This is a genomic window from Rhizobium sp. CG5 (genome assembly GCF_023701945.1).
GTDB lineage: Bacteria > Pseudomonadota > Alphaproteobacteria > Rhizobiales > Rhizobiaceae > Allorhizobium.
Window position 1 is genome coordinate 108,146 of the sequence record NZ_JABAEF010000002.1, and the last position, 26,659, is coordinate 134,804.

The following is a 26,659-nucleotide window of genomic DNA, read 5'->3' on the forward strand; positions in this document are numbered from 1 at the left end:
TTATGGGAAAAGCCATGACCATCAAGCCTATCATTATCATCCCGGATCCTTTGCTGCGTCAGGTCTCCAAGCCTGTCGAACGGGTCGATTCGGACCTCACACACCTGATCGACGATATGCTCGACACCATGTATGACGCGCCGGGCATCGGCCTGGCCGCGGTACAGGTCGCGGTGCCGCGTCGCCTGCTGGTCATCGACGTGTCCAAGGAAGGCGAAGACAAGCAGCCGCTGGTCTTCATCAATCCGGAAATCATCCGCTCGTCCGAAGACCGTTCGGTCTATGAAGAGGGCTGCCTGTCCATTCCGGACTATTATGCGGAAGTGGAACGCCCGGCCACCGTCACCGTCAAGCATCTCGATCGCCTCGGCAAGGAGCAGCTGACGGAGGCCGATGGCCTGCTGGCCACCTGCCTGCAGCACGAGATCGACCATCTGAACGGCGTTCTCTTCATCGACCATATTTCGCGGCTGAAGCGCGAAATGGTCATCAAGAAGTTCAGCAAGGCGGCCAAGTCCAAGGTGACCGTTTAGGTCATTGGCGCGGCGCGGCATCCGGTTTCGCCGGCCAATCGTTCGAACCCGTATCGTGGAGACCGACTATGGCGCTGCGCATCATTTTCATGGGAACGCCGGAATTCTCGGTTTCGACCTTGCGGGCTCTGGCGGAGGCCGGCCATGACATCGTTGCGGTCTATTCCCAGCCGCCGCGGCCGGCCGGCAGGCGTGGCCTCGATCTGACCAAGTCGCCCGTGCACCAGGCTGCCGAACAGCTCGGCATTCCGGTTCTGACGCCGCTCAATTTTAAGGCCGAGGAGGATCGCCAGGCTTTTCAAGCTTTCGAGGCCGATGTCGCCGTGGTCGTTGCCTACGGGCTGCTGCTGCCGGAGGCGATCCTCAATGGCACGCGGCTCGGCTGCTACAATGGCCATGCCTCGCTCTTGCCGCGCTGGCGCGGTGCAGCACCCATCCAGCGTGCCATCATGGCCGGCGACGCGGAAACCGGCATGATGGTCATGAAGATGGACAAGGGGCTGGACACCGGCCCGGTGGCGCTGACGAGAACGGTGGCCATTGGCCCTGACATGACCGGTGGAGAATTGCACGATGCACTCAAACTGGTGGGCGCCGAGGCCATGCGCGAGGCCATGGCGCGGCTGGAAGCCGGCGACTTGGCCCTGACACCGCAGCCGGCCGAGGGCGTGCTCTATGCGGCCAAGATCGACAAGGCCGAGACTCATATTGATTTCTCGTGGTCTGCCGGCGATGTCCACAACCACATCCGCGCCCTGTCGCCCTTCCCGGGCGCCTGGTTCGAGGCAGAGATCAATGGCCGGGTGGAGCGGATCAAAGTCTTGGCGAGCCAGTTGGCCCAAGGGTCCGGAAAGCCGGGCGAGGTGCTGGACGACGTCCTGACAATTGCCTGCGGCGAGGGGGCCGTGCGGCTGACGCGCTTGCAGAAGGCGGGCGGCAAGCCGCTGCCGGCCGTGGATTTCCTGCGCGGTGCGCCGCTCGGTCCCGGAACGGTGGCACACTGATGCCACGCTTCAGCATGGTGGTCGAATATGACGGCACGCCCTATGTCGGCTGGCAGCGCCAGGACAACGGCCATTCCGCGCAAGGGGCGCTGGAAAAGGCGGTGCTGCTGCTGACCGGAGAGACCGTCAAGGTGCGTGGCGCCGGCCGCACCGATTCCGGCGTTCATGCCAGGGGTCAGGTCGTGCATGTCGATCTGACCCGCGACTGGGTGCCCTACAAGCTGCGCAATGCCCTCAATGCCTATCTGGCGACCGGCCGCGAAAGCATCAGCGTGCTGGAGGTCAAAGCCGTCAGCGAGGCCTTCGATGCCCGGTTTTCGGCCCTGCGCCGGCATTATCTCTACCGCATCATATCAAGGCCTTCGAGGCTGGCGCTGGAGGCCAATCGGGCCTGGTGGGTGTCGAAAGAACTCGACCATGCGGTCATGCACGAAGCGGCGCAGCAATTGGTCGGCAAGCACGACTTCACCACCTTTCGCTCGGTCCATTGCCAGGCCAATAGTCCGGTGCGCACGCTCGACCTCCTCGATGTCAGCCGCCACGGCGACGTGATCGAAATCCGCGCCACGGCGCAGAGCTTCTTGCACAATCAGATCCGCTCCTTTGCCGGCACGCTGAAAATGGCCGGCGAGGGCAAGATGAGCATTGCCGATGTGCGCGCAGCGCTGGACGCCCGCGACCGCTCCGCCTGCGGCCCCGTCGCGCCGCCGGAAGGTCTCTATTTCATGCAGGTCGACTATCCCGACGACAGCCATTTCGCCCGGAGCAGCTGAGACGGGGTTGCGCCGTGTCTCGAATTGACGTATCGATATTTCAAGAATTATGGAAATATTGGACCTGATTGGAGACCCGTCATGACGATCACCATCTATCACAACCCGGCCTGCGGCACGTCGCGCAACACATTGGCGATGATCCGCCAGTCGGGCGAAGAGCCCACGGTTATCGAGTATCTGAAAACCCCGCCCAGCCGCGAGCGCCTGGTGGAACTGATCGCCGCCATCGGTGCGCCGATACGCGACATCATGCGCCAGAAGGGCACGCCCTATGAGGAACTAGGGCTCGACGATGCCGCTGTCACCGATGCGCAGCTGATCGATGCCATGCTGGCCCATCCGATCCTGATCAACCGTCCGATCGTCGAGACGCCGAAGGGAACCCGGCTTTGCCGTCCGTCCGAAGTGGTTCTGGAGATCCTGCCCAATCCGCAGATCGGCGCCTTCACCAAGGAAGATGGCGAAGTGGTCACCTTCGATGGAGGGAAGGGTGCGCAGTCATGACCGATACCCCAAACCTGGACGAGGCGCAGTTCCGGCCGATCGATGATGCCCGCCTGCACCAGCCGGACCGCAAGACCCATCCGCCGCGCATCCTGATGCTCTATGGCTCACTGCGCGCTGTGTCCTATTCCCGGCTGCTGACGGAGGAGGCGGCCCGCATCCTGCGCCGCTATGGCGCCGAGGTGAGGATCTTCGATCCGCATGGTCTGCCCCTTGCAGATGCGGAGCTTGCCTCCCATCCTAAGGTCCAGGAATTGCGCGATCTGTCGCTGTGGTCGGAAGCTCAGGTCTGGTGCTCGCCGGAGCGGCATGGCGCGATGAGCGGACTGATGAAGACCCAGATCGACTGGCTGCCTTTGTCGCTTGGTGCCCAGCGTCCGACCCAGGGACGTACCCTGGCGCTGATGCAGGTCTGCGGCGGTTCGCAGAGCTTCAACACGGTCAACCAGATGCGCATCCTCGGCCGCTGGATGCGCATGGTGACCATTCCCAACCAGTCGTCGGTGCCGAAGGCCTTTATGGAATTCGATGAACACGGCCGCATGAAGCCGTCGGCCTATTACAATCGCGTCGTCGATGTCATGGAAGAGCTGATGAAGTTCACGCTTCTGGTCCGCGACCGTGCCGATTATCTGGTCGAGCGCTATTCGGAACGGGTCGAAAGTGCCGAGGAACTGTCGAAGCGGGTCAACCAGCGGTCGATCTGATCCTTGCTAACCCGGAAAGACGCCGAGAAACCGTTCCAGAACCTCTGACAGGATCATGGTGGGGATCAGCAGCAGCATGGTCAGTGTTGCGACCATGGCAAACTGGTCGCCGCAGATCATGCCGATGATCCGAAACAGGGCCAGGACGACGGAGAAAAACGCGACGAACCACAGCAGGACGATGAGGCCGGACGCGCCGGGCAGCAGCATCATCACCAGGATCAGGAAGGCATAGGTGTAGGAGACCGGGATGGCCATCCAGTTGGTTGCCACCACGACGGCGGAGAATTTCTGGCCGACGCCGAGCGCCAGCATCAGCACGCCGACAAAGATCAGCGGCAGCAGCCAGTTGGAGGCCTCGATCATCGCCAGCCGCAGGAAGAACAAAAGCCCGGTCTCGGTATCGGGCGGCATCTTTTCGAGGTAGGTCGACCGCCACCACATCCACGACACCAGCATGGCCGGAAGGGTCCAGACCACTGCCCAGAACGAGCGCAGGCTGCCGCGCTCCGAAAGATCCAGGTACTGGAACCCCTTCGGGTCGCGCAGCACCAGCAGCCAGAGGCCGGTCAGATAATGTTCGACCTCTTTAAGCGATGGCATCAGCAAACCAGGCGTCGATGAAATGGGTGTAGATGCGCGTCAGCGTTTCGAGATCCTCGACCGCCACCCGCTCATCGACCATATGCATGGTCTGGCCGACCAGGCCGAATTCCACCACGGGGCAATAATCCTTGATATAGCGCGCATCCGATGTGCCGCCGGTGGTCGACAGCTTCGGCATGTTGCCGGTCACCTTTTCGATCGAACGCGACAGCGAATCGATCAGCGCGTTGTTGCGCGTCAGGAAGACATGGCTCGGGCGCTCGGACCATTGGATCTCATAGGCAAACGGCGCGCGGCCGGGGCGCAGATGCTGGTCGGCTGCCGCGACGTCGAGCCGCCTGACAATCTCGGCCTGCAGGCTTGTCGCCGTCCAGGTGTCGTTGAAGCGGATGTTGAAGCGCGCCATAGCCTTGGCGGGAATGACATTGGTCGCCGGATTGCCGACATCGATCGTCGTCACTTCGAGGTTGGACGGCTGGAAATTGTCGGTGCCATGGTCGAAGACCGGATGCATCAGCGCCTGGGTCAGCTGGATGATGCCGCGCACCGGATTGTCGGCCAGATGCGGATAGGCGGCGTGACCCTGGGTCCCCGACACGGTGATGGTGCCGGACAGCGAACCCCGCCGGCCGATCTTGATCATGTCGCCCAGCTGGTCGGGATTGGTCGGCTCGCCGACCAGGCAGGCATCCCAGCGCTCGCCTTTTGCCGCGGCCCATTCCAAAAGCTTGATCGTGCCGTTGATAGCAGGGCCTTCCTCGTCGCCGGTGATCAGCAGCGAGATCGATCCCTTCGGCGGCCCGTTCTCCTCGATCGAACGGGCCAGCGCTGCCACGAAGCAGGCTATGCCGCCCTTCATGTCAACGGCGCCGCGGCCAAACAGCATGCCATCGGCAATCTCGGCGGCAAAGGGCGGATGCGTCCAGTCGGCGGCATTGCCAACCGGCACGACATCGGTATGCCCGGCAAACATCAGATGCGGACCCTCAGTCCCGATGCGGGCATAGAGGTTCTCGATATCCGGGGTTGCGGGCTCGCTGGACGTGATCCGCGACACGTTGAAGCCCAAGGGTTCCAGCATGGCCGCAAGCGCCGTCAGCGCCCCGCCTTCTGCAGGCGTCACGGAGGGGCAGCGGATCAGGGCCTGGAGATTGTCGATCGGGTTTTGCGCGGTCATGGCCATCGGATATGTCTGGAGGCAGGCATTTTCGAGGCGCCGACAGCGCCTCGAATGTCGGCAAGGATCAGTCGCGCAGCAATTCGTTAATGCCGGTCTTCGACCGGGTCTGGGCATCGACGCGCTTGACGATCACCGCACAATAGAGGTTCGGCGCCGCCACGCCGTTCGGCATGATCGTGCCGCTGCCCATCGAGCCGGCAACCACCACCGAATAGGGCGGCACTTCGCCATAGGTCACCTCGCCGGTGGCACGATCGACGATCTTGGTCGACTTGCCGATGAACACGCCCATGCCGAGCACCGAGCCTTCGCGCACGATGCAGCCCTCGACCACTTCGGAGCGGGCGCCGATAAAGCAATTGTCCTCGATGATGGTCGGGCCAGCCTGCATCGGCTCCAGAACGCCGCCGATGCCGACGCCGCCCGACAGGTGCACATGACGGCCGATCTGCGCGCAGGAGCCGACGGTGGCCCAGGTATCGACCATCGTGCCTTCGCCGACATAGGCGCCGAGATTGACGAAAGACGGCATCAGGATGGCGTTCGGGGCGATATAGGCCGAGCGGCGCACCACGGCATTGGGCACGGCGCGGAAGCCGGCGGCGCGGAACTGGTTCTCACCCCAGCCTTCGAACTTCGACGGAACCTTGTCCCACCAGGTGGATGCGCCGGGGCCGCCCTTGACGACCTCCATGTCGTTGAGGCGGAAGGACAGCAGAACGGCCTTTTTCAGCCACTGGTGCACCGTCCAGTTGCCGTCTTCGCCGCGCGTCGCCACGCGGACCTTGCCGCTGTCGAGAAGGGTGAGGGCGGTCTCGATCGCGTCGCGGATTTCGCCGCGGGTCGATGTGTTGACCGTGTCGCGATTGTCGAAAGCGGCATCGATGATGGTTTCGAGAGCGGTAAGATCCGTGGCGTGCATGAGGATTCCTTAAACTTCATTGTCTAACGTCATATCCGAAACCATCGGATTGGCGATCGGAAACTGGCGATCTGCTCTAGCGCATTCCCCAGGCCTTGAAAACCGCCGTCGGCACATTCTGCGCCGATTGCCGTGACGACCAACCGTCTCCGCAATGGGTTTGACGAGAGAAGGCTGGTTGGAGCCTGGGCGCTGCGTTGCGCCGGGGTCCAACCCGAAAAAAGGCATTGAGAATGGCGAAGGCACGCAATGGCAGGAACAGGCGCAGCGACGGTGTTTGGGATCCGCTGAAGAACAGTTCCTCGGACCGCAAGGAAGCAGCCGTCGTCCCCAAGACGCCCCAGTCGGAATCGCCCTCCTATCGCCTGGCCTATGCCGATGACGATTTCATGTGCCGCGAGGAGTTGCGCCCCGTCCGCCTGCAGTTGGAACTGCTGAAGACGGAAATGATCCTCACCGAAAAGGGCATCAAGTCGACCATCGTGATGTTCGGCGGCGCCCGTATTCCGGCGCCCGGAGCCGCCGCCTGGGCGGCCCGCAACGAGACCCAGCGCAGGAACCTCGAGGCGGCATCTGTCTATTACGAGGAAGCGCGAAAGTTTGCCCGCCTCTGCGCCGAACATGCGGCGCGCTATGCCCATCAGGAATATGTTGTCATGACCGGTGGCGGACCGGGCGTGATGGAGGCCGGCAATCGGGGTGCTGCCGAACTCGACGCGCCGTCGATCGGCCTCAACATCGTCCTGCCGCACGAGCAGGCGCCCAATCCTTACGTGACGCCGGACCTGTCCTTCAACTTTCACTATTTCGCCATCCGCAAGATGCATTTCCTGATGCGGGCCAAGGCGATTACCATCTTCCCCGGCGGCTTCGGCACGCTCGACGAATTCTTCGAGGCGGTGACGCTGATCCAGACCAAGCGCATGGCGCCGATCCCGCTGATCCTGTTCGGCGAGGCCTTCTGGCGCAAGATCGTCAATTTCGACGCGCTTGCCGAATTCGGCACCATCGCACCCGACGACCTGAAACTGCTCAATTTCGTCGAGACGGCCGAACAGGCCTGGAAGATCATTGCGGATCACTACGATCACTGAGCCCAACGGAAAACGCCCGCGGCACTGGCCGCGGGCGCTTCAGTTTACAGTCTGGATGCGAAATCCTAGCGCCAGAACGGGTGCTTCGGGAAGTCGTCGGCGGAGATCGCGCCGTCCTTGTTGGTGTCCATGCGCTCAAACATCTTGTCGGCTGCGGCCGATGCCTCGGCCTTGCTGATCTGGCCGTTCTCATCGGTGTCGATCCGGCGCATCATACCCATCGGTCCCATCGGGCCGCCGCGTTCCATGCCGGCCCGGTCACGGGGACCATCGCGATCACCGTGGCGACCGTGTTGCATGCCCCAGCCGGGACGATCGCCGCGCGGACCACGGTCACCGTCCGGACCCATTCCATCGGGCGGACCCATGCCGTCCGGCGGACCCATGTCGTCGCCGTCATCCATGTCGTCGTCAGGTGCCATGCCCTGCGGGCCGGATCCATCCTTCGGACCGGCACCCGGGCCATCCTTCGGACCCTTGCCGTCTGGACCCTTGCCATCGGGGCCATTGCCTTCGGCCTTCATCTTTTCCATCATCGCTTCGCGATGCTTGCGCATCTCGCCGGGGGTGAGAGAACCATCCTTGTCGGCATCGATCTCTGCGAACATCTTGTCTTCGGCCGCCTTGGCTTCCTCCTTGGAAACCTTGCCGTCCTTGTTGCTGTCGACGTCCTGCAGCAAGTGGATGAACATGCCTTCGGGACCCGGACCCGGACCGGGACCCGGGCCCCGATGGTCACGCGCCAGGGTGGCAGTCGCCGAAGCGCTGAGCAGAAGGCTGGTGGCCAGTGCCGCGAGCGTAAATGTCTTGCCGTTCATTGGAATTCCTTTCATCCTCGTTGGATGACAGGATAATGGTGTCGACGGCTATAAGTTCCTACTTAAACATCTGTAACGCTTCATGAAATTTTGGTAAGGTTTGGAGTTCTTCAAGCCTCATTCGGCAATCAGGGTGGAGAGAAAGCCGCTGAGGTCATCGGTGATGAAGTCGATGGATCCTGCGCCGTCTACACCATCGGCGCGTTCCCATGTCTCCAGAACCACCCCCTCGAGATTGCGCGGCACCAGCAGGACCGTCTTCATGCCAAGCGATTTCGGCACCACTAGGTTGCGCGGCAGATCCTCGAACATCGCTGCATGACCGGTGTCGATACGGTTCAGCTGGGTGAATTTGTCATAGGTGCTGCCGGCCGGCTTCGGTACATAGTCGGCGGCGACGATGTCGAAGATATCGTCGAAGTGATCGAGGATACCCAGTGCCCGCGCGGCCGCCTCGGCATGGCTGACGGTGCCATTGGTGAAGATGAACTTGCGGCCCGGCAAAGCCTTGATCACCTCGCCAAGCGCCGGATCCGGCAGCAGCGGCGAATAGTCGATCGCATGGGCCTTTTCCAGAAAGGCATTCGGATCGACATTGTGATGCAGCATCAGGCCTTTCAGCGTCGTGCCGTGATCGTGATAATAGCGCTTCTGCAAAAGCTTGGCCTCGGCCGGCTCCAGTTGCAGCAACTCGGCCACGAACTCCGTCATGTTGCGGTCGATCTGCGCGAACAGATTGATGTGATGCGGGTAGAGCGTGTTGTCGAGATCGAAGACCCAGTCCCTGACATGGGCGAAGTCGGCTTTGGTGGCAGTGGACTTGGGCTCGGTCATGTCGGGTCTCTCGCAAGGCTGGCGTCTAAAATGCACGGCAATCGGCTTTTTGCACCGCCTGCTTATGGCGAACCGCAGCGTCCCATGCTAGCGCAAATCCATGGAATTCTGGGCTGTCATCACATTCGCAAGCGCATTCCTGCAAAATATGCGCTCCGTTCTCCAAAAGCATCTGAAGGGCCGGATGGGCACGACCGGGGCGACCTTCGTGCGCTTCGGTTTCGGCGTGCCTTTCGCATTTTTCTATCTGGCACTGCTGGTCTATGGTTTCGACCGGCCGCTGCCTTCGGCCAATGCCAGCTTCTGGTTCTGGGCCGTGATCGGCGCCTTCTCGCAGATTGGCGCCACCTTCCTGCTGGTGCACCTGTTCTCCTTCCGCAATTTCGCCGTCGGCACCGCCTATTCGCGCACCGAGCCGGCTCAGGCCGCGGTGATCGCGCTGCTGTTCTTCGGAGAGCGGATCACCTGGGCCACCTTCCTGGCCATCGCCATCTCGGTCGTTGGCGTCATGGTCATCTCGGTGGCCCGCACGGCGATCACCGTGCGGTCCCTGCTGACCTCGGTCTTCAGCCGCATCGCGCTGATCGGCCTCGCCTCGGGCCTGCTGTTCGGCTTGTCAGGCATTTCCTACCGCCAGGCGTCACTCGCCCTGGCGCCCAGCCTGCCGGCCCCGGACTCCGTCATGCAGGCGAGCTTCACCCTGGTCATGGTCATCCTGATCCAGACCTTTTCGATGCTGGCCTGGATGCTCTGGCGCGACAGGGCGGAATTGGCGCGGGTCGCCGCCGCATGGCCGGTGGCGATCGTCGTCGGCTTCGTCGGCGCCACGGCGTCCTTCGGCTGGTTCACCGCCATGACGCTCCAGCAGGTCGCCGTGGTCAAGGCCCTGGCCCAGGTCGAAATGCTGTTCACCTTCGCCTCCGCGGTCTTCATCTTCAAGGAGAAGATCAATGCGCTGGAGATCGCCGGCTGCCTGCTGATCGTCGCCGGCATTCTGGCTTTGCTGCTTCTTTAGCCTGCCATCTCGATCAGGGAACGATCAGCGTGCCGGCACCGTGCTCGGTGAAGATTTCCAGCAGCACGGAATGCGGTGTCTTGCCGTTGAGAATGACGACGCCCTGCACGCCGGCATTGATCGCATCGATGCAGGTCTCGACCTTGGGGATCATGCCGCCGGCAATCGTGCCGTCGCGGATCAGCGCCCGAGCCTGGGTCACCGAAAGTTCCTTGATCAGTTCTCCCTGCTTGTCCAGCACGCCGGGCACATCGGTAAGGAACAGCAGGCGCGTGGCGTTGAGCGCACCGGCGATGGCGCCGGCAAAGGTATCGGCATTGATATTGTAGGTATGGCCGTCCCGGCCCGGAGCGACGGGCGCGATGACCGGGATCATTTCCGATTTCGCCAGCAGATCGAGCAGCGTGCGGTCGACCTCGACCACTTCGCCGACGAAGCCGAGATCGAGAACCCGTTCGATATGGCTGTCGGGGTCGATCACCGTCTTCTTGGCCTTTTCGGCAAACACCATGTTGCCGTCCTTGCCGCACAAGCCGATCGCCCATTCGCCGGTCTGGTTGATCAGCGCGACGATTTCCTTGTTGATCGAACCGGCCAGCACCATTTCGACGATCTCGACGGTCTTCTGGTCGGTGACGCGCAACCCGCCTTCGAATTTCGATTCGATGCCCATCTTCGCCAGCATGGCGCCGATCTGCGGTCCGCCGCCGTGAACGACGATCGGGTTGACGCCCGATTGCTTCAGAAGCGCGATGTCGGCGGCAAAGGCCTTGCCCAGTTCGGCGTTGCCCATGGCATGACCGCCATATTTGACGACGATCGTCTTGTTCTCGTAGCGCTGCATGAAGGGCAGGGCCTGTGCGAGAAGTCGGGCCTGGGTTTCGCTTTCGGACGCAGTCATGGGCACCCCTTTATGTTGGATGGCGGCCTTTTAGCGCAAGATTCGGCCGGAGGGAATAATCGTGGCCAAAGATAACGGCGTGATGATGATCCGCAATCCATCCCGATGCGTAGTTAAGCCACGGCCAGAGCCAATCGGTGGACCGGGAACCGGGATTGAGATGACGAACGACGATGTAGCCGTTTTGTTGAGCCGCGTGGCCCTGAAGGACCGCAGCGCCTTTTCCCTGCTCTATTCCCGCGCCGGTGCGAAACTTTTTGCCATCTGCCTGCGTATTCTGAAAGACAGGAGCGATGCCGAAGAGGCCTTGCAGGATATCTTCGTGAAGATATGGCAGCGCGCCGACAGTTTTGCCGCCGGCAGCGCCAGTCCGATGGCCTGGCTGACGGTTATCGCACGCTACCATTGCATCGATCGGCTGAGGGCGCGTAAGCCCGTCGGAAATTCGCTGGACGAGGCGGCCGAAATCGCCGATCTTTCGCCGGATCCGGAGGAAGTCGCGGTTCTTCATGGTGAAGGAAAGCGGATTGACACATGCATGGAACAGTTGGATTCTGATCGGGCGCGGGCCGTAAGGCATGCCTATGTGGAGGGGCTCAGCTATCAGGAACTGGCGGATCAGTTCGGCGTGCCGCTGAACACGATGCGCACGTGGCTGCGCCGCAGCCTGTTGAAATTGAGAGAGTGCTTGGACACATGACGACCCCAGACCAGAGCAAGGGTGACCGTTCGCGGGACGAAGTCCTGGCGGGCGAATATGTCCTGGGCGTGCTCGGCGCCGATGCCCGCCTGAAGGTCGAGGCGCGCATCCGGCGCGACCGCCAGTTCGCGGCCATCGTCCATCGCTGGGAAGAGAACCTCTCGGAATTCGGAGAGGAATACGGGGTCGAATTGCCGCCGCCGGAAGCCTTTTCGGCGATCGAGAGCCGGTTGTTCGGCGAGGTGTCGCGTCGCAATCGTTCCGGCCTCGGCTCCTTGTGGAATTCGCTGGCCGTCTGGCGGGTGCTGACCCTGGCCAGCGTGCTGGCCGCGGTAACGCTCGCGACGACCGAATTCCGTGCCTGGAATGCGCCGGCGCCAGGCCGGCTGCTGATCGCCGAAATGGCGGGCAAGGATCAGGCGGTGTCTCTTGTGGCGCGCTACGACGATCAGTCGGGCCGTCTTCGGGTCACGCCTGTGGCAACAGGCGACGCCCAGACGAAATCGCTGGAGCTCTGGCTGATCGAAGGCAGCGATCCCGCCCGCTCGCTCGGCATCCTGCCGCAGACCGGCGAGGGCGAACTGATCGTGCCCGCTGAGATGCGCGAAAAACTCAAGCAAGGCGTCGTCCTGGCCGTCAGCCTGGAGCCGTTTGGCGGATCGCCGACCGGACAGGCCACCGGCCCGATCGTGGCGCTTGGGCCTGCCCAGTAGCCAGGGCTGCTGCCGCTGCGAAAAATATTCAGAAAACAAAGGCTTCGTTTTTTTCTCGAAATTGCTCCGCGGTTCTGAAACTAAAATCCGCCCGCTTCCGTCCTTTGTCATGTTCCCGCGGATGGGAAACGTGAGTTATCCGCCCGCACCGGCCTTACCGGCCTGGCCGCGGGTAAAAACAGAGGAAGAGGAAACCATCATGATCAAGTCAAAGCTCCGCACGCTCGCCCTTGCCACCGTCATGGCCGCAGGAACACTTGGCGCCTATGCGGCAAACCCGAAAGTCGGTGGTGCGGCGATGTTCGAGGACAAGAACATCGTTGAAAATGCCATGAACTCCAAGGATCACACCACGCTCGTGGCCGCCGTCAAGGCCGCCGGTCTGGTCGAGACCCTGCAGGGCAAGGGACCGTTCACGGTCTTCGCGCCGACCAATGCCGCTTTCGAAGCCCTGCCGGCCGGTACCGTCGACACGCTGCTGAAGCCGGAAAACAAGGCGCAGCTGACCAAGGTGCTGACCTGCCATGTGGTGGCCGCCAATGCCATGTCCGACGCAATCGGCAAGATGATTGCCGACGACAAGGGCGAGCATGACGTCAAGACCGTCGGCGGCTGCATCCTGAAGGCCAAGCAGGACATGGGCAAGATCACGCTGACCGATGAGACCGGCGGCGTCGCCACCGTCACCATCGCCGATGTCAAGCAGTCGAACGGCGTCATTCACGTCATCGACAAGGTGCTTCTGCCCAAGATGTAATCCCGGCCAACTCTACGGAACTCGGCAAGGCCCGTCGCATTCCAGCGGCGGGTTTTCCGTGTCAGGCTATGCGATGGCCCGACGACCGACCGCGACGCCGATCGCCTGGCGAAGCTCGTCCAGGCCTTCGCCCTTCTCCGAGGATGTGGCCAGCACTTCCGGAAAGGCGGCCGGGTGCTTCTTGATCTTTTCCAGCGTCTCCGAAAGCAATCTGGGCACGCCCGCGACCTTGATCTTGTCGGTCTTGGTCAGCACGATCTGATAGGAGACGGCGGCCTTGTCGAGCAGGCCCAGCACTTCGTCATCATTCGGCTTGATGCCGTGGCGGCTGTCGATCAGCACATAAACCCGCTTCAACGTGGCGCGGCCGCGCAGATAGTCGAAGACCAGCTTGGTCCAGGCATCCACATTCTCCTTTGGCGCCTGCGCATAACCGTAGCCCGGCATGTCGACCAGCGCCATCGGCGGCATGTCGCCGGCTTGGCCGCTATAGCCGTCCGGAACGAAATAGTTCAGCTCCTGGGTTCGGCCCGGCGTATTGGACGTGCGGGCCAAGCCCTTCTGCCCCACCAGCGCATTGATCAGCGATGATTTTCCGACATTCGATCGCCCGGCAAAAGCCACTTCCAGCGGGCCTTCCGGCGGCAGGAATTTCATCGACGGCACGCCGCGGATGAAGATCCATGGCCGGCCGAACAGGACCGGTTCGTTTGCGGGGGTTGTCGATGTCATGGCAGTGCCTCTTTACGGATCTCCTGAAAGCCGGAATCCGGGTTTTGAACTGTGATGTCAAGAGGTGGCCAGGTGCCGGCCTCCCCATAAGAAAAAAGCCCCGGAAAACCGGGGCTTTCTGTATTACTTGGTCGCGGCGGGTTTTCGTCGGAACATGCCGCGGAGATTGTCGAACAGCTCCACCTTCATGCCCTGGCGCTTCATGATGATACTTTGCTGTAGGATCGAAAGCGTGTTGTTCCAGGCCCAGTAGATGACCAGACCGGCCGGGAAGGTTGCCAGCATGAACGTGAAGATCAGCGGCATCCAGGTGAACAGCATCGCCTGGGTCGGATCCGGCGGCGTCGGGTTCATGCGCATCTGCAGGAACATGGTAATGCCCATGATGATCGGCCAGACGCCGAGATGCAGGAAGGTTGGGCCTTCGAACGGCAGCAGGCCGAACAGGTTGATGAAGGTTGTCGGATCCGGTGCCGACAGGTCCTTAATCCAGCCGAAGAACGGCGCATGGCGCATTTCGATGGTGATGTAGATGACTTTGTAGAGCGCAAAGAACACCGGGATCTGCAAGACGACCGGCCAGCAACCCGCGATCGGATTGATCTTCTCGGTCTTGTACAGTTCCATCATGCCCTTCTGCAGGGCCATCTTGTCGTCGCCGAACTTCGCCTTCAGCTCTTCCATCTTCGGCTGGACACGCTTCATGGCGGCCATCGATGAATATTGCTTGTTGGCAAGCGGGAAGAACAGCAGCTTGACGACGATCGTCGTCAGCAGGATGGCGACACCGAAATTGCCGACCAGACGGAAGAAGAAGTCCATCAGACGGAACATCGGCTTGGTGAAGAAATAGAACCAGCCCCAGTCGATCAAAAGGTCGAAGCGCGGCACTTCATAGCTGGTCACCTCTGCCTTGTCGGTTGTGAACAGGCTGGTGAACATCGTGCCGAACCACGATTTATCGCTGGCATAGCCGTCGACGACGGGAACTTCCTTGGCGCCGGCAAAGAGCAGGGTCTTGGTCGTGGCAGACTGACCGGGAGCCACCGACACGGCATCATTCTTATAGTCTGCCTGGAAGCGCGGCTGACCGTCGGTAAAATGCGAGAAGCGGCTCTCGTAGGCGAGATCCTGCGGCGGGATAAGTGCTGCCGCCCAATATTTGTCGGTAACGCCGATCCAGCCGCCGGTCGCCTTTTCATTGACGATCGGCTCTTCTTCGACGGCGCTGTATTTCTTCTCGACCAGCCCGCCGGTGGCGCCGATGACGCCCAGGAAGCCTTCATGCAGAACATAGACGGAAGCTGTGGTGGGCTTGTTGTAGCGCGTGACGCGGCCGTATGGGGCAACGCTTGCAGCAGAAGCCCCGGCGTTGGACACGGTGTCCTCGATCTGGAACATGTAGTGCTGATCGACCGAGATCTTGCGGGAGAACGTCAAGCCCGCATCATTGGCATAGGTCAGCGTGACAGGAGTAGTTTCGGTCAGCTTGTCATTGCCGGACACCGTCCAGACAGTGTTGGGACCGGGAACGCCGCCAGCGTTCTCGCCAGCGATATAGCCGATTTCTGCGAAGTATCCGTCCTTGGTGTCGGCCGGATTGAACAGGGTAATGATCGGGCTCGAGTCGTCCACTGTCTCGTGGTAGCCCTTGAGCTTGAGGTCATCAAGGCGGGCGCCGGTCAGGTTGATCGAGCCGGACAGTGCTTTGGTGTCGATGGCAACGCGGGCCGTTTTGGCAATGGCTTCATCGCGGTTGGCGGTGGCATTGGCCTGGGTGGAGCCGGGAAGGGCGCCGTTCACGGTGCCCGCCGGCGCCGGCGTGGCTGCGTTGTTGGTCGCCGGGGCGGTCCGGGCTTCCTGCTCCAGGCGCGCCTGTTCCGCCAGCCGCTGCTTCTCGATCCTCGGGTTCATATAGAGGAACTGCCAGGCAATGACGACCAGCACCGACATGGCAATCGCGATGAAATAATTGCGGTTGTTTTGCATCATACTTTCCTGGGGCGGGTCGCGTCGGAACGCTCGGATCTTGGATTGGCTTCGATGCGCTGATGGAGCTGGTTCGTCAATTGCCTGAACGGCGCGGCCAGCACATCCCGCCGGGCGACAATCACATAGTCATGTCCGGGCATCATTGCAAACCCTGCGCTCAATCGCACAGCCTCTTTGAGGCGTCGGCGCATCCTGTTCCGTTCGACCGCATTTCCATGCTTCTTGGTCACGGTGAAGCCGACGCGGGGCGCAGTCTCGGGTTCGGCGCGATCGAGCACTTCCAGCAGGAAGTATTTGCCCTTGCGCCGCTCACCTTCGCGAACAGCAAGAAACTGCGGGCGGCTTTTCAGCCGCCCGGCAGTTTGTTTGGGTATATCACACGTCATTGGCCCGGCGCTTTCATCGGGCACATCCGGCCTTAGGCCGAAAGACGCTGACGACCGCGTCCACGACGGGCGCAAAGAACCTTGCGGCCGCCGGCAGTGGCCATACGTGCACGAAAACCATGGCGACGCTTGCGAACAAGCTTGGATGGTTGGTAGGTACGCTTCATTTTTTTAATACCGCGGTGTGCGGCCCTTCTTGGGTTTGCATTGCTGCAAGAGCGTTAGAGTGTGGAGAACGGCTGGAGGACCCGCGGAAACGGGCGCACCTGTCCGAACGCGCGCCTTATACGGACGATGGCTGCCGGAGTCAATTGGCGGGTCTCTCAGAGCCGCATCAAGGCCCTGATGGTCAAATCTTGCACTCCCCGAGTTAACCATCTTCCGGTTGCTGAAATGAAACAAAATTCAGTTTTCACCGTGCTTTTCTGTCGCCTACCGCGGTGATTGCAAGAAAGCCGGCGCTTCAATTCAGATCCACGCTGTCGCAGACAAGTCATTGGCGCAAAAGCGACGAAAATTAGGAGGCAACAATTCATTAACATGGAGGGGGTATTTTACAGGATAGTGAGGGACTGACGCTGCGTTGGTCCCAGGTGGGTTTCACATCAGGAGTGGGGCTAGTGAAAATTAGCGGCAAAGTCTATTCGTTGGTCGGCATGTTGGGGTTTGCTGCTGTTTTGATCGGTGCGATCGGTATATTCGTGACTGTCCAATACGGCGCCAAGTCTCAGGAGGTGCAATCGGTATCGCAGCGCGCCTACATGGGCGAGCGTCTGAACCGTCTCGTGACGGCCGTGGTAATGGACGCGCGCGGCATTTACGCGGCGCCTTCCACCGAAAAGGCCGATGGTTTCGCCAAGGGCCTCCTGAAAAGTCTTGATTCCATGGACAAGGTCATCGCCGACTGGAAGCCGCTGGTTCCCGCCGCCCAGCAGCCGACATTCGACGCGATGGTCAAGCGCGCCGCCGAATTCCGCACGTTCCGGGCCGAGACCGCTCGCCTGGGCACGCAGGTCGATCCGAAGGCCGCCAACGAGCAGGGCAATAACGAAAACAATCGCGCCAACCGCAAGGCCTTCCAGGCCGAGATCGATGCCGTCGTCGACAGCGACAAGGCTGAACTGGCTGCTTTGACCGATTCGCTTGCCTCATTCCAGTCGACCATGCTGATCCTGATTTCCACCGTGACCGTTCTGGCCGTCGCAGCCGGTACCGGTTGTGGCATGTTCGTTGGCGTCAACCAGCTGAGCCGGCCCATCCGCAACGTCACCCATGCCATGAAGAGAGTGGCTGAAGGTGACTTCGAGACTGAAGTGCCCTATGCCGGCCGTCGCGATGAAATCGGCGACATGGCCGCCGCCGTCGAGGTGTTCAAGCAGAACGGCCTGGCCGTCAATCGCCTGAACGCCCAGGAAACGGCGATGCGCGCCAAGAGTGACGATCTGCAATCGAGCATGGCCACCGTCGTCTCGGCCGCCGCCGCAGGCGATTTCACCAAGCGGATCGAAAAGAACTACGACGACGCCAACCTCAATCTCTTTGCCAGCAACATCAACGATCTTCTGAAGACCGTCGATACCGGCGTGACGGAAACCCGTCGCGTGATTGCCAATCTCGCCGAGGGCGATCTGACGCACAACATGCGCGGCGAATTCCGCGGCGCCTTTGCGGAGTTGCAGACCAACGTCAACACCACGCTCGACCGTCTGCGCCAGACGATGAGCGAAATCCGCCAGAAGACCGACTCCATCCACGGCAATACCGACGAACTGACCTCGGCCACCAACGATCTGTCCAAGCGCACCGAGCAGCAGGCCGCCGCCCTCGAGCAGACCTCGGCCGCCCTGGACGAGATCACCGTCGTGGTGCGCAGCTCCAGCGAACGGGCCCAGGAAGCCAGTAAGATGGTGACGGAAGCCAAGCAAAGTGCTGCCCAGTCGGGCGTCGTTGTTCGCGAAGCTGTCGACGCCATGGGGCGGATCGAACAGGCCGCACGCGAGATTTCGCAGATTATCAATGTGATCGATGAGATCGCCTTCCAGACCAACCTGCTTGCGCTGAATGCCGGCGTCGAGGCGGCCCGTGCCGGAGATGCCGGCAAGGGCTTTGCGGTTGTCGCTCAGGAAGTGCGTGAACTGGCGCAGCGCTCGGCCAATGCCGCCAAGGACATCAAGGCCCTGATCACCAAATCCGGCACCGAAGTCGCCGGTGGCGTCAAGCTGGTTCAGCGCACCGGCGAAGCGCTCGGTGAGATCGAGGTGCGGGTGTTGAAGATCAACGATCACATCCACTCGATCGCCACGGCCGCACAGGAGCAGGCAACCGGCCTCCAGGAAGTCAACACCGCCATCAACCAGATGGACCAGGTCACCCAGCAGAACGCGGCCATGGTCGAGGAAACCTCGGCTGCAACCCACAAGCTGTCTTCGGAAGCTGCCGGCCTTGCCAGCCTGGTGTCCTACTTCCGTCTGTCGGATCGCAGCCCGGGTCGTCCTGTGGTCGCAGCACCCGCGACCCACCAGCCGGTCACGTCGCATGTCCGCAACATGCTCGGCAATGTCGCCAAGGCCTTCGGCGGTGGTGGACAGACAGTTGCAGCCGCCGGTCGTGGCGGCAACTGGGAAGAGTTCTGATCGTCCCTCACCAAGGGTCGGCCCTAAAAAACAAAGCATCGCGACACCCCGTCGCGGTGCTTTTTTGCGCTGCAGGGAGAGGCGTTTGGAAAATTCGCCGGAACCTTCTATGCTCACCTCTTAATATGCAGGGCCAGGGCACGGCGAATCATCGTCATTGACCTTCGGGCCTGAAGCAAGGAGGCCGCGATGCGGGAGCAAGAGCGGGGTTTGGCAGCAGCATCGGTGTCGCCGGTCGGCGCCATGCCTGGCCTGTTTCGGGGATTGTCAGGCAAGCTGCTGATCCTGACGGCCGTCTTCGTCATGCTGGCGGAAGTCCTGATCTTCACGCCGTCCATCGCCAATATGCGGCTCAGCTGGCTGCAGAACCGGCTGAATACGGCGGCCGCCGCTAGCGTCGTCATTGATGGTCTGCAACCGATCGAACTGCCGCGCAACGTCCAGAATGACGCCTTGATGGCAACCGGCACCAAGGCGATCGTGCTGCGCAAGGACGGAACCTCCAAGCTCCTGGCGGTCGATGGCATGCCGCCGCAGGTCGATGCGCAATATGACCTCTCTGACGTGCCGATGCTGCAGGCCGTCTGCGACGCGCTGGACACGCTGCTGTTCGGCGGGGATCGCGTGGTGCGGGTCTTCGGCCCGGTGGGCGAAAGCGATGTACAGATCGAAGTTGTTCTGGAGGAAAAGAGCCTGCGCAAGGCCATGCTGTCTTACGCAGGCAATATCCTGGTCCTGTCGCTGCTCATTTCGGTCATCACCGCGCTGCTGATTTTCCTCGCCATCAACCGGATGATGATCGGCCCGGTGCGCCGGCTGACCCGCAGCATGGAGGATTTTGCCGAAAGCCCCGAGGATCCGTCGCGCATCATGGTGCCAAGCCGCGGCGGCGATGAACTGGCATTTGCCGGCCGGCATCTGGCGGCCATGCAGGGACAGCTGCAAAAGACCTTGAAGCAGCAGAAGAACCTCGCCGATCTCGGCCTTGCCGTCTCGAAGATCAACCACGACATGCGCAATATTCTGGCCTCGGCGCAGCTGATGTCGGACCGGTTGGTCGATGTCGATGATCCCATGGTCAAGAGCTTTGCACCGAAACTGTTGCGCACCATCGACCGTGCCGTCGGTTATACCAGCGAAGTGCTCGCCTACGGCCAGGCGTCGGAAGCCGAGCCGCGCCGCCGCCGGCTTCGGCTGTCTGTTCTGTGCCAGGAGGTGCGCGATATTCTGGCACTGGAACCGGAGAGCGGTATCGAATTCCTCGACATGATCGCTCCCGATCTGGAAGTGGACGGCGATAGTGAGCAATTGTTCCGCGTCATTCATAACATCTGCCGCAATGCGGCCCAGGCGCTCGCCAATCACGGCGCCGAGCCGCACCAGGCGCTGCGCCGCATCACGGTCTCGGCCCAGCGCATCGGCAGCGTCGTCAGCATCACCATCGACGATAATGGCCCCGGCATGCCCAGCAAGGCGCGCGAAAATCTGTTTGCCGCCTTCCGTGGCTCGGCCCGCTCGGGCGGCACCGGCCTCGGCCTGGCGATTGCCCGCGAACTGGTGCTGGCCCATGGCGGCACCATCGCACTGGTCGAAAAGCCGGCGCCCGGAACCCTTTTCCGCATCGAGATACCCGACCGCCCCGTTGCCCTCGACGATTGGCGGGTCCGGGCCTGAACAGGAAAGCGGCAATGATTTCAATCATGTGATCGCGATATTTCAGGGAAATGACATTTTTTGTTCGAAAGACGCTTGCATTAAAATCAAGGAGGCTTTAGAGGATCGCCACGCCACCGGTTATGCCGGTTGGACACGCACCCGTAGCTCAGCTGGATAGAGCACCAGACTACGAATCTGGGGGTCGGGCGTTCGAATCGCTCCGGGTGCGCCATTTTCTTCCCAAATGATTTTGGTAATTATCTGATCGCACACGCGATCCTGCCATGCGTCAGGCGCATGGCTGATCTGTTGCCCGATTGACAAATATCAAGGTGGCATCGCGCAATTTCCGTCATTCACAGTCCATTGTCCGCGCTTGTCGCTGGAGCCATGGATATCAGATGGATGTTGGGAGAGATTTTTATGTTGCGTGACCGGATCCGATACAGGCCCTTGATGGACAAGCTCGCCAGCGCCGAAGAGGCTGCGGCCTATATCAAGGACGGAATGACGGTCGGCATGAGCGGCTTCACGCGTGCCGGGGAAGCCAAGGCGGTGCCGATGGCGCTGGCCGAGCGGGCCCGCAAGGATCCTCTGAAAATCACGCTTTTGACGGGTGCCTCGCTTGGCAACGATCTCGACAAGACGCTGGCCGAGGCCCATGTTCTGGCCCGCCGCATGCCCTTCCAGTCCGATCCCGGATTGCGCAAGGCGATCAATGCCGGGGAGGTGATGTTCATCGACCAGCATCTGTCCGAGACCGTCGAGCAGTTGCGAACCCAGCAGATCAAGCCGGTCGACATCGCCGTCATCGAGGCGGTTGCCATCACCGAGCACGGCGGCATCGTGCCAACCACCTCCGTCGGCAATTCCGCCAGCTTTGCCATTCTCGCCGACAAGGTGATTGTCGAACTCAACCTGTCACAGCCGATCACGCTCGAAGGCTTGCACGATATCTACATCCCGTCGCGCCGGCCGGCCCGCATGCCGATTCCGGTGGTCACGCCGGAAAGCCGCGTCGGGCTGCCCTATATCTCCATCCCGCCGGAAAAGATCGTGGCCATTGTCGTTTCCGAGAAGCATGACAGTTCAGCCAGCATTTCGCCACCCGATGACGATACCCGCGCCATTGCCGGAAACCTCACCGATTTCCTGCGCAACGAAGTGAAGCAGGGCCGCCTCGGCTATGAACTGCAGCCGCTGCAGGCCGGCATCGGCACCATCGCCAATTCCGTGCTGCACGGCTTTATCGATACGCCGTTTCATGATCTGAAGATGTATTCCGAGGTTTTGCAGGATTCGACATTCGAACTTTTCGATGCCGGCAAACTGACCTTTGCCTCCGGCTCGTCGATCACCCTGTCGGCCCCGATGTATCAGAGGGTTCTGCCGCGGCTTGCCGAATACAAGCATCAACTGATCCTGCGCCCGCAGGAGATCAGCAACCATCCCGAAGTCATCCGTCGACTGGGTCTGATCTGCATCAATACCGCGCTCGAATTCGATATCTACGGCAACGTCAATTCCACCCATGTCGGCGGCACCCACATGATGAACGGCATCGGTGGATCAGGCGATTTTGCCCGCAACGGCTTCATGTCGATCTTTGTGACCAAGTCCGTGGCCAAGAACGGCTCGATTTCCAGTGTCGTGCCGATGGTCAGCCATGTCGACCATACCGAGCATGACGTGGACATCCTGGTGACGGAGATCGGCCTTGCCGATTTGCGCGGCCTGGCACCGCGCGAACGGTCGGCGGTCATCATCGCCAATTGCGTGCACCCGGATTATCGCGACGCGTTGCAGGATTATGTCGACCGTGCCACCGTGCGCGGAGGCCAGACGCCGCATCTCATCGAGCAGGCGCTGTCCTGGCACGATGCCCTGCGCACGCGCGGCACGATGCGCCCCGCCTGAGGGCGCGCTTGCTAGGTCGCGCAGAAAGAGGCGTAGAGGGCGCTGATGACGTTGCGTGCCGGCTCGCTTTCGATCCGATACCAGATCGTCTGGCCATCGCGCCGGCCGGCAATGATCCTGTCGCGGCGCAACAGCGCCAGATGCTGGGACACCGTTGAATCACGGATGCCCAGAAATTCCGCCAATTGCCCGACCGAGCGTTCGCCATCGATCAACTGGCAGAGAATAAGCAGCCGGTGGCGATTGGCCAAAGCCTTCAGCAACTCGCTGGCGTCATCGGCGGCGCCTTGCATGGTCTCGGGATCAAGTTTCATGCTTGCGTATATACGTTATTATGAATATATTGTCAAGTTGAGCATTGCCCCTCATTGTCAGCGGGGCAGGATTGGCGGAGAAGAGCAGGATGGAAAAGGATCATGAGATCGTCTGCCCCCACTGTGCGGCAGTCAACCGGCTGAAGCAAGGGCATGCAGCCGACGCGGCCAAGTGCGGAAAATGCGTGCAGGCCCTGTTTCAGGGGCATCCGGTGGAGGCGGCTCCCGCCATGTTTGATAAGCAGATAGCGCGCAACGCCATCCCCGTTCTGGTCGATGTCTGGGCACCCTGGTGTGGCCCTTGCCGAATGATGGCGCCGGCCTTCGAAGAGGCGGCGCGCGTCATGGAGCCGCAGGTCCGGCTGATCAAGCTCAATTCCGAGGATCATCCCGATGTCGCCGGCCGGTTCGGCATTCGCGGCATTCCGACCATGTTGTTGTTCGACAAGGGCCGGGAAATCGCGCGCGTGTCTGGTGCGATGACCACCCGGCAGATCGTCGACTGGACAAGAGGGCAATTGGGCACCTTGTCCTGAAGCCGACGACCGCGGCGGCAGGTCGGGCGGGAGAAACGGACGAAAGGGGTGGATCGCAACTGTCTTTGCCTTTAAAACGCCTCTGATTGGCGGCGTAGGATCAAGCGTATGCGGTGTGCGCGATGTGCGTCCTGGCCGATCGGAAACAGACCGCTATGACGATTTCATCCTCTCGCCACCACCGCCCCGACAGGGCTTTCGCCATGATGATGGCGATCGTCGTCGCTTTGGCGGGGTGTGGCGGTCGGCCGATCGGCGTCATGCAGCCCGTCGGCGTGCAGGCCTCAAGCGGTGCTTCGCAGGTGCATCTGATCGCCGCAACCACCCGCGCGCCAGCGCCCGACAAGGCCGTGCTGTTTAGCGGCGAGCGTGGAACGGGCTTGATGATCGATGCCGTCACAATTTCCATTCCGCCCGATGCGGTTCGCAAGGTGGGGGAGGTGCAATGGCCCAAGCGCCTGCCGCCCAACCCTGCCAAGGAATTTACAACCGTATCCGTCGAACCGCTGGCCACGCCGGCGCAAGGCCAGTCCTGGCTGAAGGCCCATTCGGGCAAAAGCCGACGCGTCCTGGTCTTCGTCCACGGCTTCAACAATCGCTACGAGGAAGCGGTCTACCGCTTCGCGCAGATCGTTCATGATTCCAAGACGGATGTCGTCCCGGTCGTCTTCACCTGGCCGTCGCGCGCCAGCATTTTCGACTATAACTACGACAAGGAAAGCACCAACTATTCTCGCGACGCGCTGGAGGAGCTTCTGGCCCGTATCGCCGGGGACAAGTCGGTGGGCGAAATCACCGTCATGGCCCATTCCATGGGAACCTGGCTGGCGGTCGAGGCGCTGCGGCAGATGGCGATCCGCGATGGCCAGGTCAATCCAAAGATCAAAAATGTGATCCTTGCTGCCCCTGATCTCGATGTGGATGTCTTTGGCCAGCAATTCCGCAGCTTCGGGCCGACCCCGCCGCATTTCACCCTGTTCGTCTCACAGGATGACCGGGCCTTGACCCTGTCGCGCCGCATCTCCGGCAATGTCGAGCGGTTGGGGCAGATCGATGCCAGCAAGGAACCCTACCGCTCTCAACTCGAAAGCGCCGGCATTACCGTGCTTGACCTGACCAAGCTGAAATCCGGCGACAATCTCAACCACGGCAAGTTTGCCGAGAGCCCCGAAGTGGTGCGCCTGATCGGCGACCGGCTTATCGCCGGCCAGACCGTTACCGATTCCGATATCGGCCTTGGCGAGAGCCTGGGCGCCGTGACCATCGGCGCGGCAACGACCGTCGGGCAGGCGGCAAGCACGGTGATCAGTGCGCCGATCCTGATTTTCGATCCCCGCACGAGGCGCAATTACGACAAGCAATTGCTGCTGCTGAGCGAGACCGCCGGCGGCACGCTCGATTCGGTTGGGGACACGGTCGGCAATGCCGTGGGGAAATAACAACGGACGAACCCTGCAGCCCGATGGACGGAATGGCGCGCATTATACAAGCGCCGCACGGCCTGTTCTTGCGGCAAGGTCTAGGCAGGCTCGGCAATGTGATATATCACTTGGCCAAGCGTTGTTCGATGATAGCTGGAGGCTTTACAGATGAGGTGGAAACGTACGATCCAGTTGCTCGACGTGCATTGCGAAGGCGAAATCGGCAAGGTCGCCATCGGGGGCGTGCCCAACATTCCCGGCAATTCGATTGCAGAGCAGCTGGACTGGCTGAACACTGATCCCAAGGGCCAGGAACTGCGCCGCTTTCTGGTTCTGGAGCCACGCGGCGCCCCGATCGGTTCGGTCAATCTTCTTCTTCCGCCCAAACATCCGGACGCAGACGCCGGCTTCGTCATTCTGCAGCCCGATCAGGCCCATGCCAGTTCCGGCTCCAATTCGATCTGCGTCACGACCGCGCTGCTCGAAAGCGGTATTGTCGAGATGCAGGAGCCCGAAACCACGGTTGTCCTCGATACGGCGGCCGGCCTCGTCAAGGCGGTTGCGACCTGCCACGATGGCCGTTGCGAGCGCGTCAAGCTGACTATGGTGCCGTCCTTCGTTCATGAGCTGGATGTCGGGATCGATACCGAGGAATGGGGCCGCATCACCGTCGACCTCTGCTACGGCGGCATCTTCTATGCGCTGGTCGATGTGTCGCAGATCGGCACAACGATCGAAAAGGCCAGTGCGAGGCGGCTGGTCGAGGCAGGCATGATCCTGAAGGATCTCATCAACCGGACGATCCCCGTCGTGCATCCGGAAATCCCCGCCATCTCCGGCGTTGCCTATGTGATGTTCCGCGACGTCGATCCGGATGGCGCCATCCGGACCTGCACCACCATGTGGCCGGGGCGCGTCGACCGTTCTCCCTGCGGCACCGGCAACTCGGCCAATCTCGCCACGCTCCATGCCCGCGGCAAGGCAAAGCCCGGCGATACTTTTCTGTCCCGTTCCATTATCGGCTCGGAATTTATCGTCGGCCTGGCCGGACTGACAGAGGTGGCGGGAAAGCCGGCCATCATCCCGACCATCAGCGGTCGGGGCTTTACCTTCGGTCTGCACCAGGTCTCGCTCGACCCGTTCGATCCGCTGGCCAATGGCTTTGCGCTGACGGATGTCTGGGGCCCATCCGCGGGTGGGATCAGCTAGTCATCACAATGTCGGGCAGCCGGTTGGTGCAGCCCGCGGCGTAAATCCCTGCGCCGCGCGGCGACTGCCAGACAACGGCGCAGTCGCCATACGATGAATGAAGCACGGCGGAACGGTCAACGCGCATCTCCTCTGCCTTGGACCGGTGACGATGAACGCGCCGGGTGCGCGATTCCCCATATACTTTCGGTACATCCGGACAAATGCGGCACGTTTTAGGGTGACCTAATCCTTAAGGTCGGATTAAAGTATCGATAGCTAAAATTCGATCCAATTATTTCAGTCTATTTCAGGTCACCTTTGATATTCCAGTGGCAGGAAAAGGCGCGCCGCATTCAAGCGATGCACCGAAACAGGATTGCTGCAGGAACTGTTCAGCAAGGGGGAAGGGGAGCCGGGATGACAATTCTGATCGTTGAAGACAATGCCACGAATGCAATGATCCTGAAGCACCTTGCCAAAAAGGTCTCCGATGACGAGATCGTCATGGAGCCCGACGCGTCCGCGGCCCTGAAGCTCTGTCACAACACGTTCTTCGACATGCTGATCGTCGATCAGATGATGCCGGGCATGAGTGGGCTGCAGTTTGCCAAGGCGATCCGCATGATGAGCCGCTACGATACTGTTCCGATCATCATGGTGACGGCCGACCAGGATCCGACACTGCGCGATACAGCCATCCAGGCCGGTATCACTGACTTCCTGACCAAGCCGGTTGAAACGATCAGGTTCCGTGCGCTGCTTCAGCAGCATCGCCAGCGTCGGACAGCCGCGATCTCGGCGACAGGTTGAAACCTCT

At 61.3% G+C, this 26,659-nt stretch carries 28 protein-coding genes and 1 tRNA gene; 18 read left to right on the forward strand and 11 right to left on the reverse strand.

The features are described 5' to 3' along the window. The first annotated feature begins 14 nt into the window (after positions 1 to 14). The 5 genes from def (at position 15) to arsH (ending at position 3,524) form a co-directional block, all read left to right on the forward strand. Positions 15 to 533 (forward strand): peptide deformylase, encoded by a 519-nt coding sequence (gene def / locus HGO38_RS03885; RefSeq protein WP_250954621.1) that lies wholly within the window; start codon positions 15 to 17, stop codon positions 531 to 533. 68 nt (positions 534 to 601) lie between these two features. Beyond that, positions 602 to 1,537 (forward strand): methionyl-tRNA formyltransferase, encoded by a 936-nt coding sequence (gene fmt / locus HGO38_RS03890; protein ID WP_250954622.1) that lies wholly within the window; start codon positions 602 to 604, stop codon positions 1,535 to 1,537. After that, positions 1,537 to 2,310 (forward strand): tRNA pseudouridine(38-40) synthase TruA, encoded by a 774-nt coding sequence (truA, locus tag HGO38_RS03895; protein ID WP_250954623.1) that lies wholly within the window; start codon positions 1,537 to 1,539, stop codon positions 2,308 to 2,310. The genes fmt and truA overlap by 1 nt, the downstream gene beginning before the upstream one ends. Positions 2,311 to 2,391: 81 nt before the next feature. Continuing rightward, the gene (gene arsC, locus HGO38_RS03900; protein ID WP_250954624.1) at positions 2,392 to 2,817 is read left to right on the forward strand and encodes an arsenate reductase (glutaredoxin); all 426 of its coding nucleotides are present in this window, start codon (positions 2,392 to 2,394) and stop codon (positions 2,815 to 2,817) included. Beyond that, positions 2,814 to 3,524, forward strand: coding sequence for an arsenical resistance protein ArsH (arsH, locus tag HGO38_RS03905; RefSeq protein ID WP_250954625.1), 711 nt, complete (start codon positions 2,814 to 2,816; stop codon positions 3,522 to 3,524). The genes arsC and arsH overlap by 4 nt, the downstream gene beginning before the upstream one ends. A 6-nt stretch (positions 3,525 to 3,530) precedes the next feature. Here the strand turns inward: arsH and HGO38_RS03910 are convergent, their stop codons facing one another. From HGO38_RS03910 to dapD, 3 genes are all read right to left on the reverse strand, one after another. Further along, positions 3,531 to 4,127, reverse strand: a complete 597-nt coding sequence (locus tag HGO38_RS03910; RefSeq protein ID WP_250954626.1) for a hypothetical protein — start codon at positions 4,125 to 4,127, stop codon at positions 3,531 to 3,533. After that, positions 4,114 to 5,307, reverse strand: a complete 1,194-nt coding sequence (gene dapE, locus HGO38_RS03915) for a succinyl-diaminopimelate desuccinylase (RefSeq protein WP_250954976.1) — start codon at positions 5,305 to 5,307, stop codon at positions 4,114 to 4,116. The genes HGO38_RS03910 and dapE overlap by 14 nt, the downstream gene beginning before the upstream one ends. Positions 5,308 to 5,374: 67 nt before the next feature. Then, positions 5,375 to 6,232, reverse strand: a complete 858-nt coding sequence (dapD, locus tag HGO38_RS03920) for a 2,3,4,5-tetrahydropyridine-2,6-dicarboxylate N-succinyltransferase (RefSeq protein ID WP_250954627.1) — start codon at positions 6,230 to 6,232, stop codon at positions 5,375 to 5,377. A gap of 233 nt (positions 6,233 to 6,465) precedes the next feature. Between dapD and HGO38_RS03925 the strand changes: the two genes are divergently transcribed. After that, positions 6,466 to 7,326 (forward strand): LOG family protein, encoded by an 861-nt coding sequence (locus HGO38_RS03925; RefSeq protein WP_250954628.1) that lies wholly within the window; start codon positions 6,466 to 6,468, stop codon positions 7,324 to 7,326. A 65-nt stretch (positions 7,327 to 7,391) separates the two neighbouring features. Here the strand turns inward: HGO38_RS03925 and HGO38_RS03930 are convergent, their stop codons facing one another. Beyond that, complete coding sequence (locus HGO38_RS03930; RefSeq protein ID WP_250954629.1) at positions 7,392 to 8,144, reverse strand: EF-hand domain-containing protein; 753 nt, start codon at positions 8,142 to 8,144, stop codon at positions 7,392 to 7,394. Positions 8,145 to 8,261: 117 nt separating this feature from the next. Further along, a complete protein-coding gene (locus HGO38_RS03935; RefSeq protein WP_250954630.1) occupies positions 8,262 to 8,978 on the reverse strand; it encodes a pyrimidine 5'-nucleotidase in 717 nt (238 codons plus the stop codon). A gap of 100 nt (positions 8,979 to 9,078) precedes the next feature. Here HGO38_RS03935 and HGO38_RS03940 point away from each other — a divergent pair, with 100 nt between their 5' ends. Beyond that, positions 9,079 to 9,993: an EamA family transporter gene (locus HGO38_RS03940; protein WP_502941494.1), complete on the forward strand. Its 915-nt coding sequence runs from the start codon at positions 9,079 to 9,081 to the stop codon at positions 9,991 to 9,993. A 13-nt stretch (positions 9,994 to 10,006) separates the two neighbouring features. Here the strand turns inward: HGO38_RS03940 and argB are convergent, their stop codons facing one another. Next, a complete protein-coding gene (argB, locus tag HGO38_RS03945; RefSeq protein WP_250954631.1) occupies positions 10,007 to 10,894 on the reverse strand; it encodes an acetylglutamate kinase in 888 nt (295 codons plus the stop codon). Between the two features lie 160 nt (positions 10,895 to 11,054). On the opposite strand from argB, the gene HGO38_RS03950 reads away from it, so the two are divergent. From HGO38_RS03950 to HGO38_RS03960, 3 genes are all read left to right on the forward strand, one after another. Continuing rightward, positions 11,055 to 11,594: a sigma-70 family RNA polymerase sigma factor gene (locus tag HGO38_RS03950; RefSeq protein ID WP_250954978.1), complete on the forward strand. Its 540-nt coding sequence runs from the start codon at positions 11,055 to 11,057 to the stop codon at positions 11,592 to 11,594. Further along, a complete protein-coding gene (locus HGO38_RS03955) occupies positions 11,591 to 12,307 on the forward strand; it encodes an anti-sigma factor (protein WP_250954632.1) in 717 nt (238 codons plus the stop codon). The genes HGO38_RS03950 and HGO38_RS03955 overlap by 4 nt, the downstream gene beginning before the upstream one ends. Positions 12,308 to 12,506: 199 nt before the next feature. Next, positions 12,507 to 13,064, forward strand: coding sequence for a fasciclin domain-containing protein (locus tag HGO38_RS03960; protein ID WP_250954633.1), 558 nt, complete (start codon positions 12,507 to 12,509; stop codon positions 13,062 to 13,064). 66 nt (positions 13,065 to 13,130) lie between these two features. Here HGO38_RS03960 and yihA read toward each other — a convergent pair whose 3' ends face one another. The 4 genes from yihA to rpmH all read right to left on the reverse strand — a co-directional run bounded on the left by yihA (position 13,131) and on the right by rpmH (position 16,341). After that, a complete protein-coding gene (gene yihA / locus HGO38_RS03965) occupies positions 13,131 to 13,796 on the reverse strand; it encodes a ribosome biogenesis GTP-binding protein YihA/YsxC (RefSeq protein ID WP_250954634.1) in 666 nt (221 codons plus the stop codon). A gap of 123 nt (positions 13,797 to 13,919) precedes the next feature. After that, positions 13,920 to 15,785, reverse strand: a complete 1,866-nt coding sequence (gene yidC / locus HGO38_RS03970; protein WP_250954635.1) for a membrane protein insertase YidC — start codon at positions 15,783 to 15,785, stop codon at positions 13,920 to 13,922. Continuing rightward, complete coding sequence (gene rnpA / locus HGO38_RS03975) at positions 15,785 to 16,174, reverse strand: ribonuclease P protein component (RefSeq protein WP_250954979.1); 390 nt, start codon at positions 16,172 to 16,174, stop codon at positions 15,785 to 15,787. The genes yidC and rnpA overlap by 1 nt, the downstream gene beginning before the upstream one ends. A 32-nt stretch (positions 16,175 to 16,206) precedes the next feature. Continuing rightward, entirely contained in the window at positions 16,207 to 16,341 is a 135-nt protein-coding gene (rpmH, locus tag HGO38_RS03980; RefSeq protein ID WP_250954636.1) for a 50S ribosomal protein L34, read from the reverse strand. Positions 16,342 to 16,794: 453 nt separating this feature from the next. On the opposite strand from rpmH, the gene HGO38_RS03985 reads away from it, so the two are divergent. From HGO38_RS03985 to scpC, 4 genes are all read left to right on the forward strand, one after another. Further along, positions 16,795 to 18,807 carry a methyl-accepting chemotaxis protein gene (locus HGO38_RS03985; protein WP_250954637.1) on the forward strand — a complete coding sequence of 671 codons (2,013 nt, stop codon included), beginning with the start codon at positions 16,795 to 16,797 and terminating at the stop codon, positions 18,805 to 18,807. Positions 18,808 to 18,996: 189 nt separating this feature from the next. Continuing rightward, entirely contained in the window at positions 18,997 to 20,481 is a 1,485-nt protein-coding gene (locus HGO38_RS03990; protein ID WP_250954638.1) for a sensor histidine kinase, read from the forward strand. A gap of 137 nt (positions 20,482 to 20,618) precedes the next feature. Beyond that, positions 20,619 to 20,695, forward strand: a tRNA-Arg gene (locus HGO38_RS03995). A 191-nt stretch (positions 20,696 to 20,886) separates the two neighbouring features. Further along, on the forward strand, positions 20,887 to 22,380 hold the full coding sequence (gene scpC, locus HGO38_RS04000; protein ID WP_250954639.1) for a succinyl-CoA:acetate CoA-transferase ScpC: 1,494 nt from the start codon (positions 20,887 to 20,889) through the stop codon (positions 22,378 to 22,380). A gap of 11 nt (positions 22,381 to 22,391) precedes the next feature. Here the strand turns inward: scpC and HGO38_RS04005 are convergent, their stop codons facing one another. Beyond that, the gene (locus tag HGO38_RS04005) at positions 22,392 to 22,694 is read right to left on the reverse strand and encodes an ArsR/SmtB family transcription factor (RefSeq protein ID WP_250954640.1); all 303 of its coding nucleotides are present in this window, start codon (positions 22,692 to 22,694) and stop codon (positions 22,392 to 22,394) included. Between the two features lie 89 nt (positions 22,695 to 22,783). On the opposite strand from HGO38_RS04005, the gene trxC reads away from it, so the two are divergent. The 4 genes from trxC to HGO38_RS04025 all read left to right on the forward strand — a co-directional run bounded on the left by trxC (position 22,784) and on the right by HGO38_RS04025 (position 26,652). Further along, positions 22,784 to 23,230 carry a thioredoxin TrxC gene (gene trxC / locus HGO38_RS04010; protein ID WP_250954641.1) on the forward strand — a complete coding sequence of 149 codons (447 nt, stop codon included), beginning with the start codon at positions 22,784 to 22,786 and terminating at the stop codon, positions 23,228 to 23,230. A gap of 203 nt (positions 23,231 to 23,433) precedes the next feature. Further along, a complete protein-coding gene (locus tag HGO38_RS04015) occupies positions 23,434 to 24,669 on the forward strand; it encodes an alpha/beta hydrolase (protein ID WP_250954980.1) in 1,236 nt (411 codons plus the stop codon). A 150-nt stretch (positions 24,670 to 24,819) separates the two neighbouring features. Next, positions 24,820 to 25,860 carry a 4-hydroxyproline epimerase gene (locus tag HGO38_RS04020; protein WP_250954642.1) on the forward strand — a complete coding sequence of 347 codons (1,041 nt, stop codon included), beginning with the start codon at positions 24,820 to 24,822 and terminating at the stop codon, positions 25,858 to 25,860. A gap of 399 nt (positions 25,861 to 26,259) precedes the next feature. Continuing rightward, a complete protein-coding gene (locus HGO38_RS04025; RefSeq protein WP_250954643.1) occupies positions 26,260 to 26,652 on the forward strand; it encodes a response regulator in 393 nt (130 codons plus the stop codon). The last annotated feature ends 7 nt before the right edge of the window (positions 26,653 to 26,659 follow it).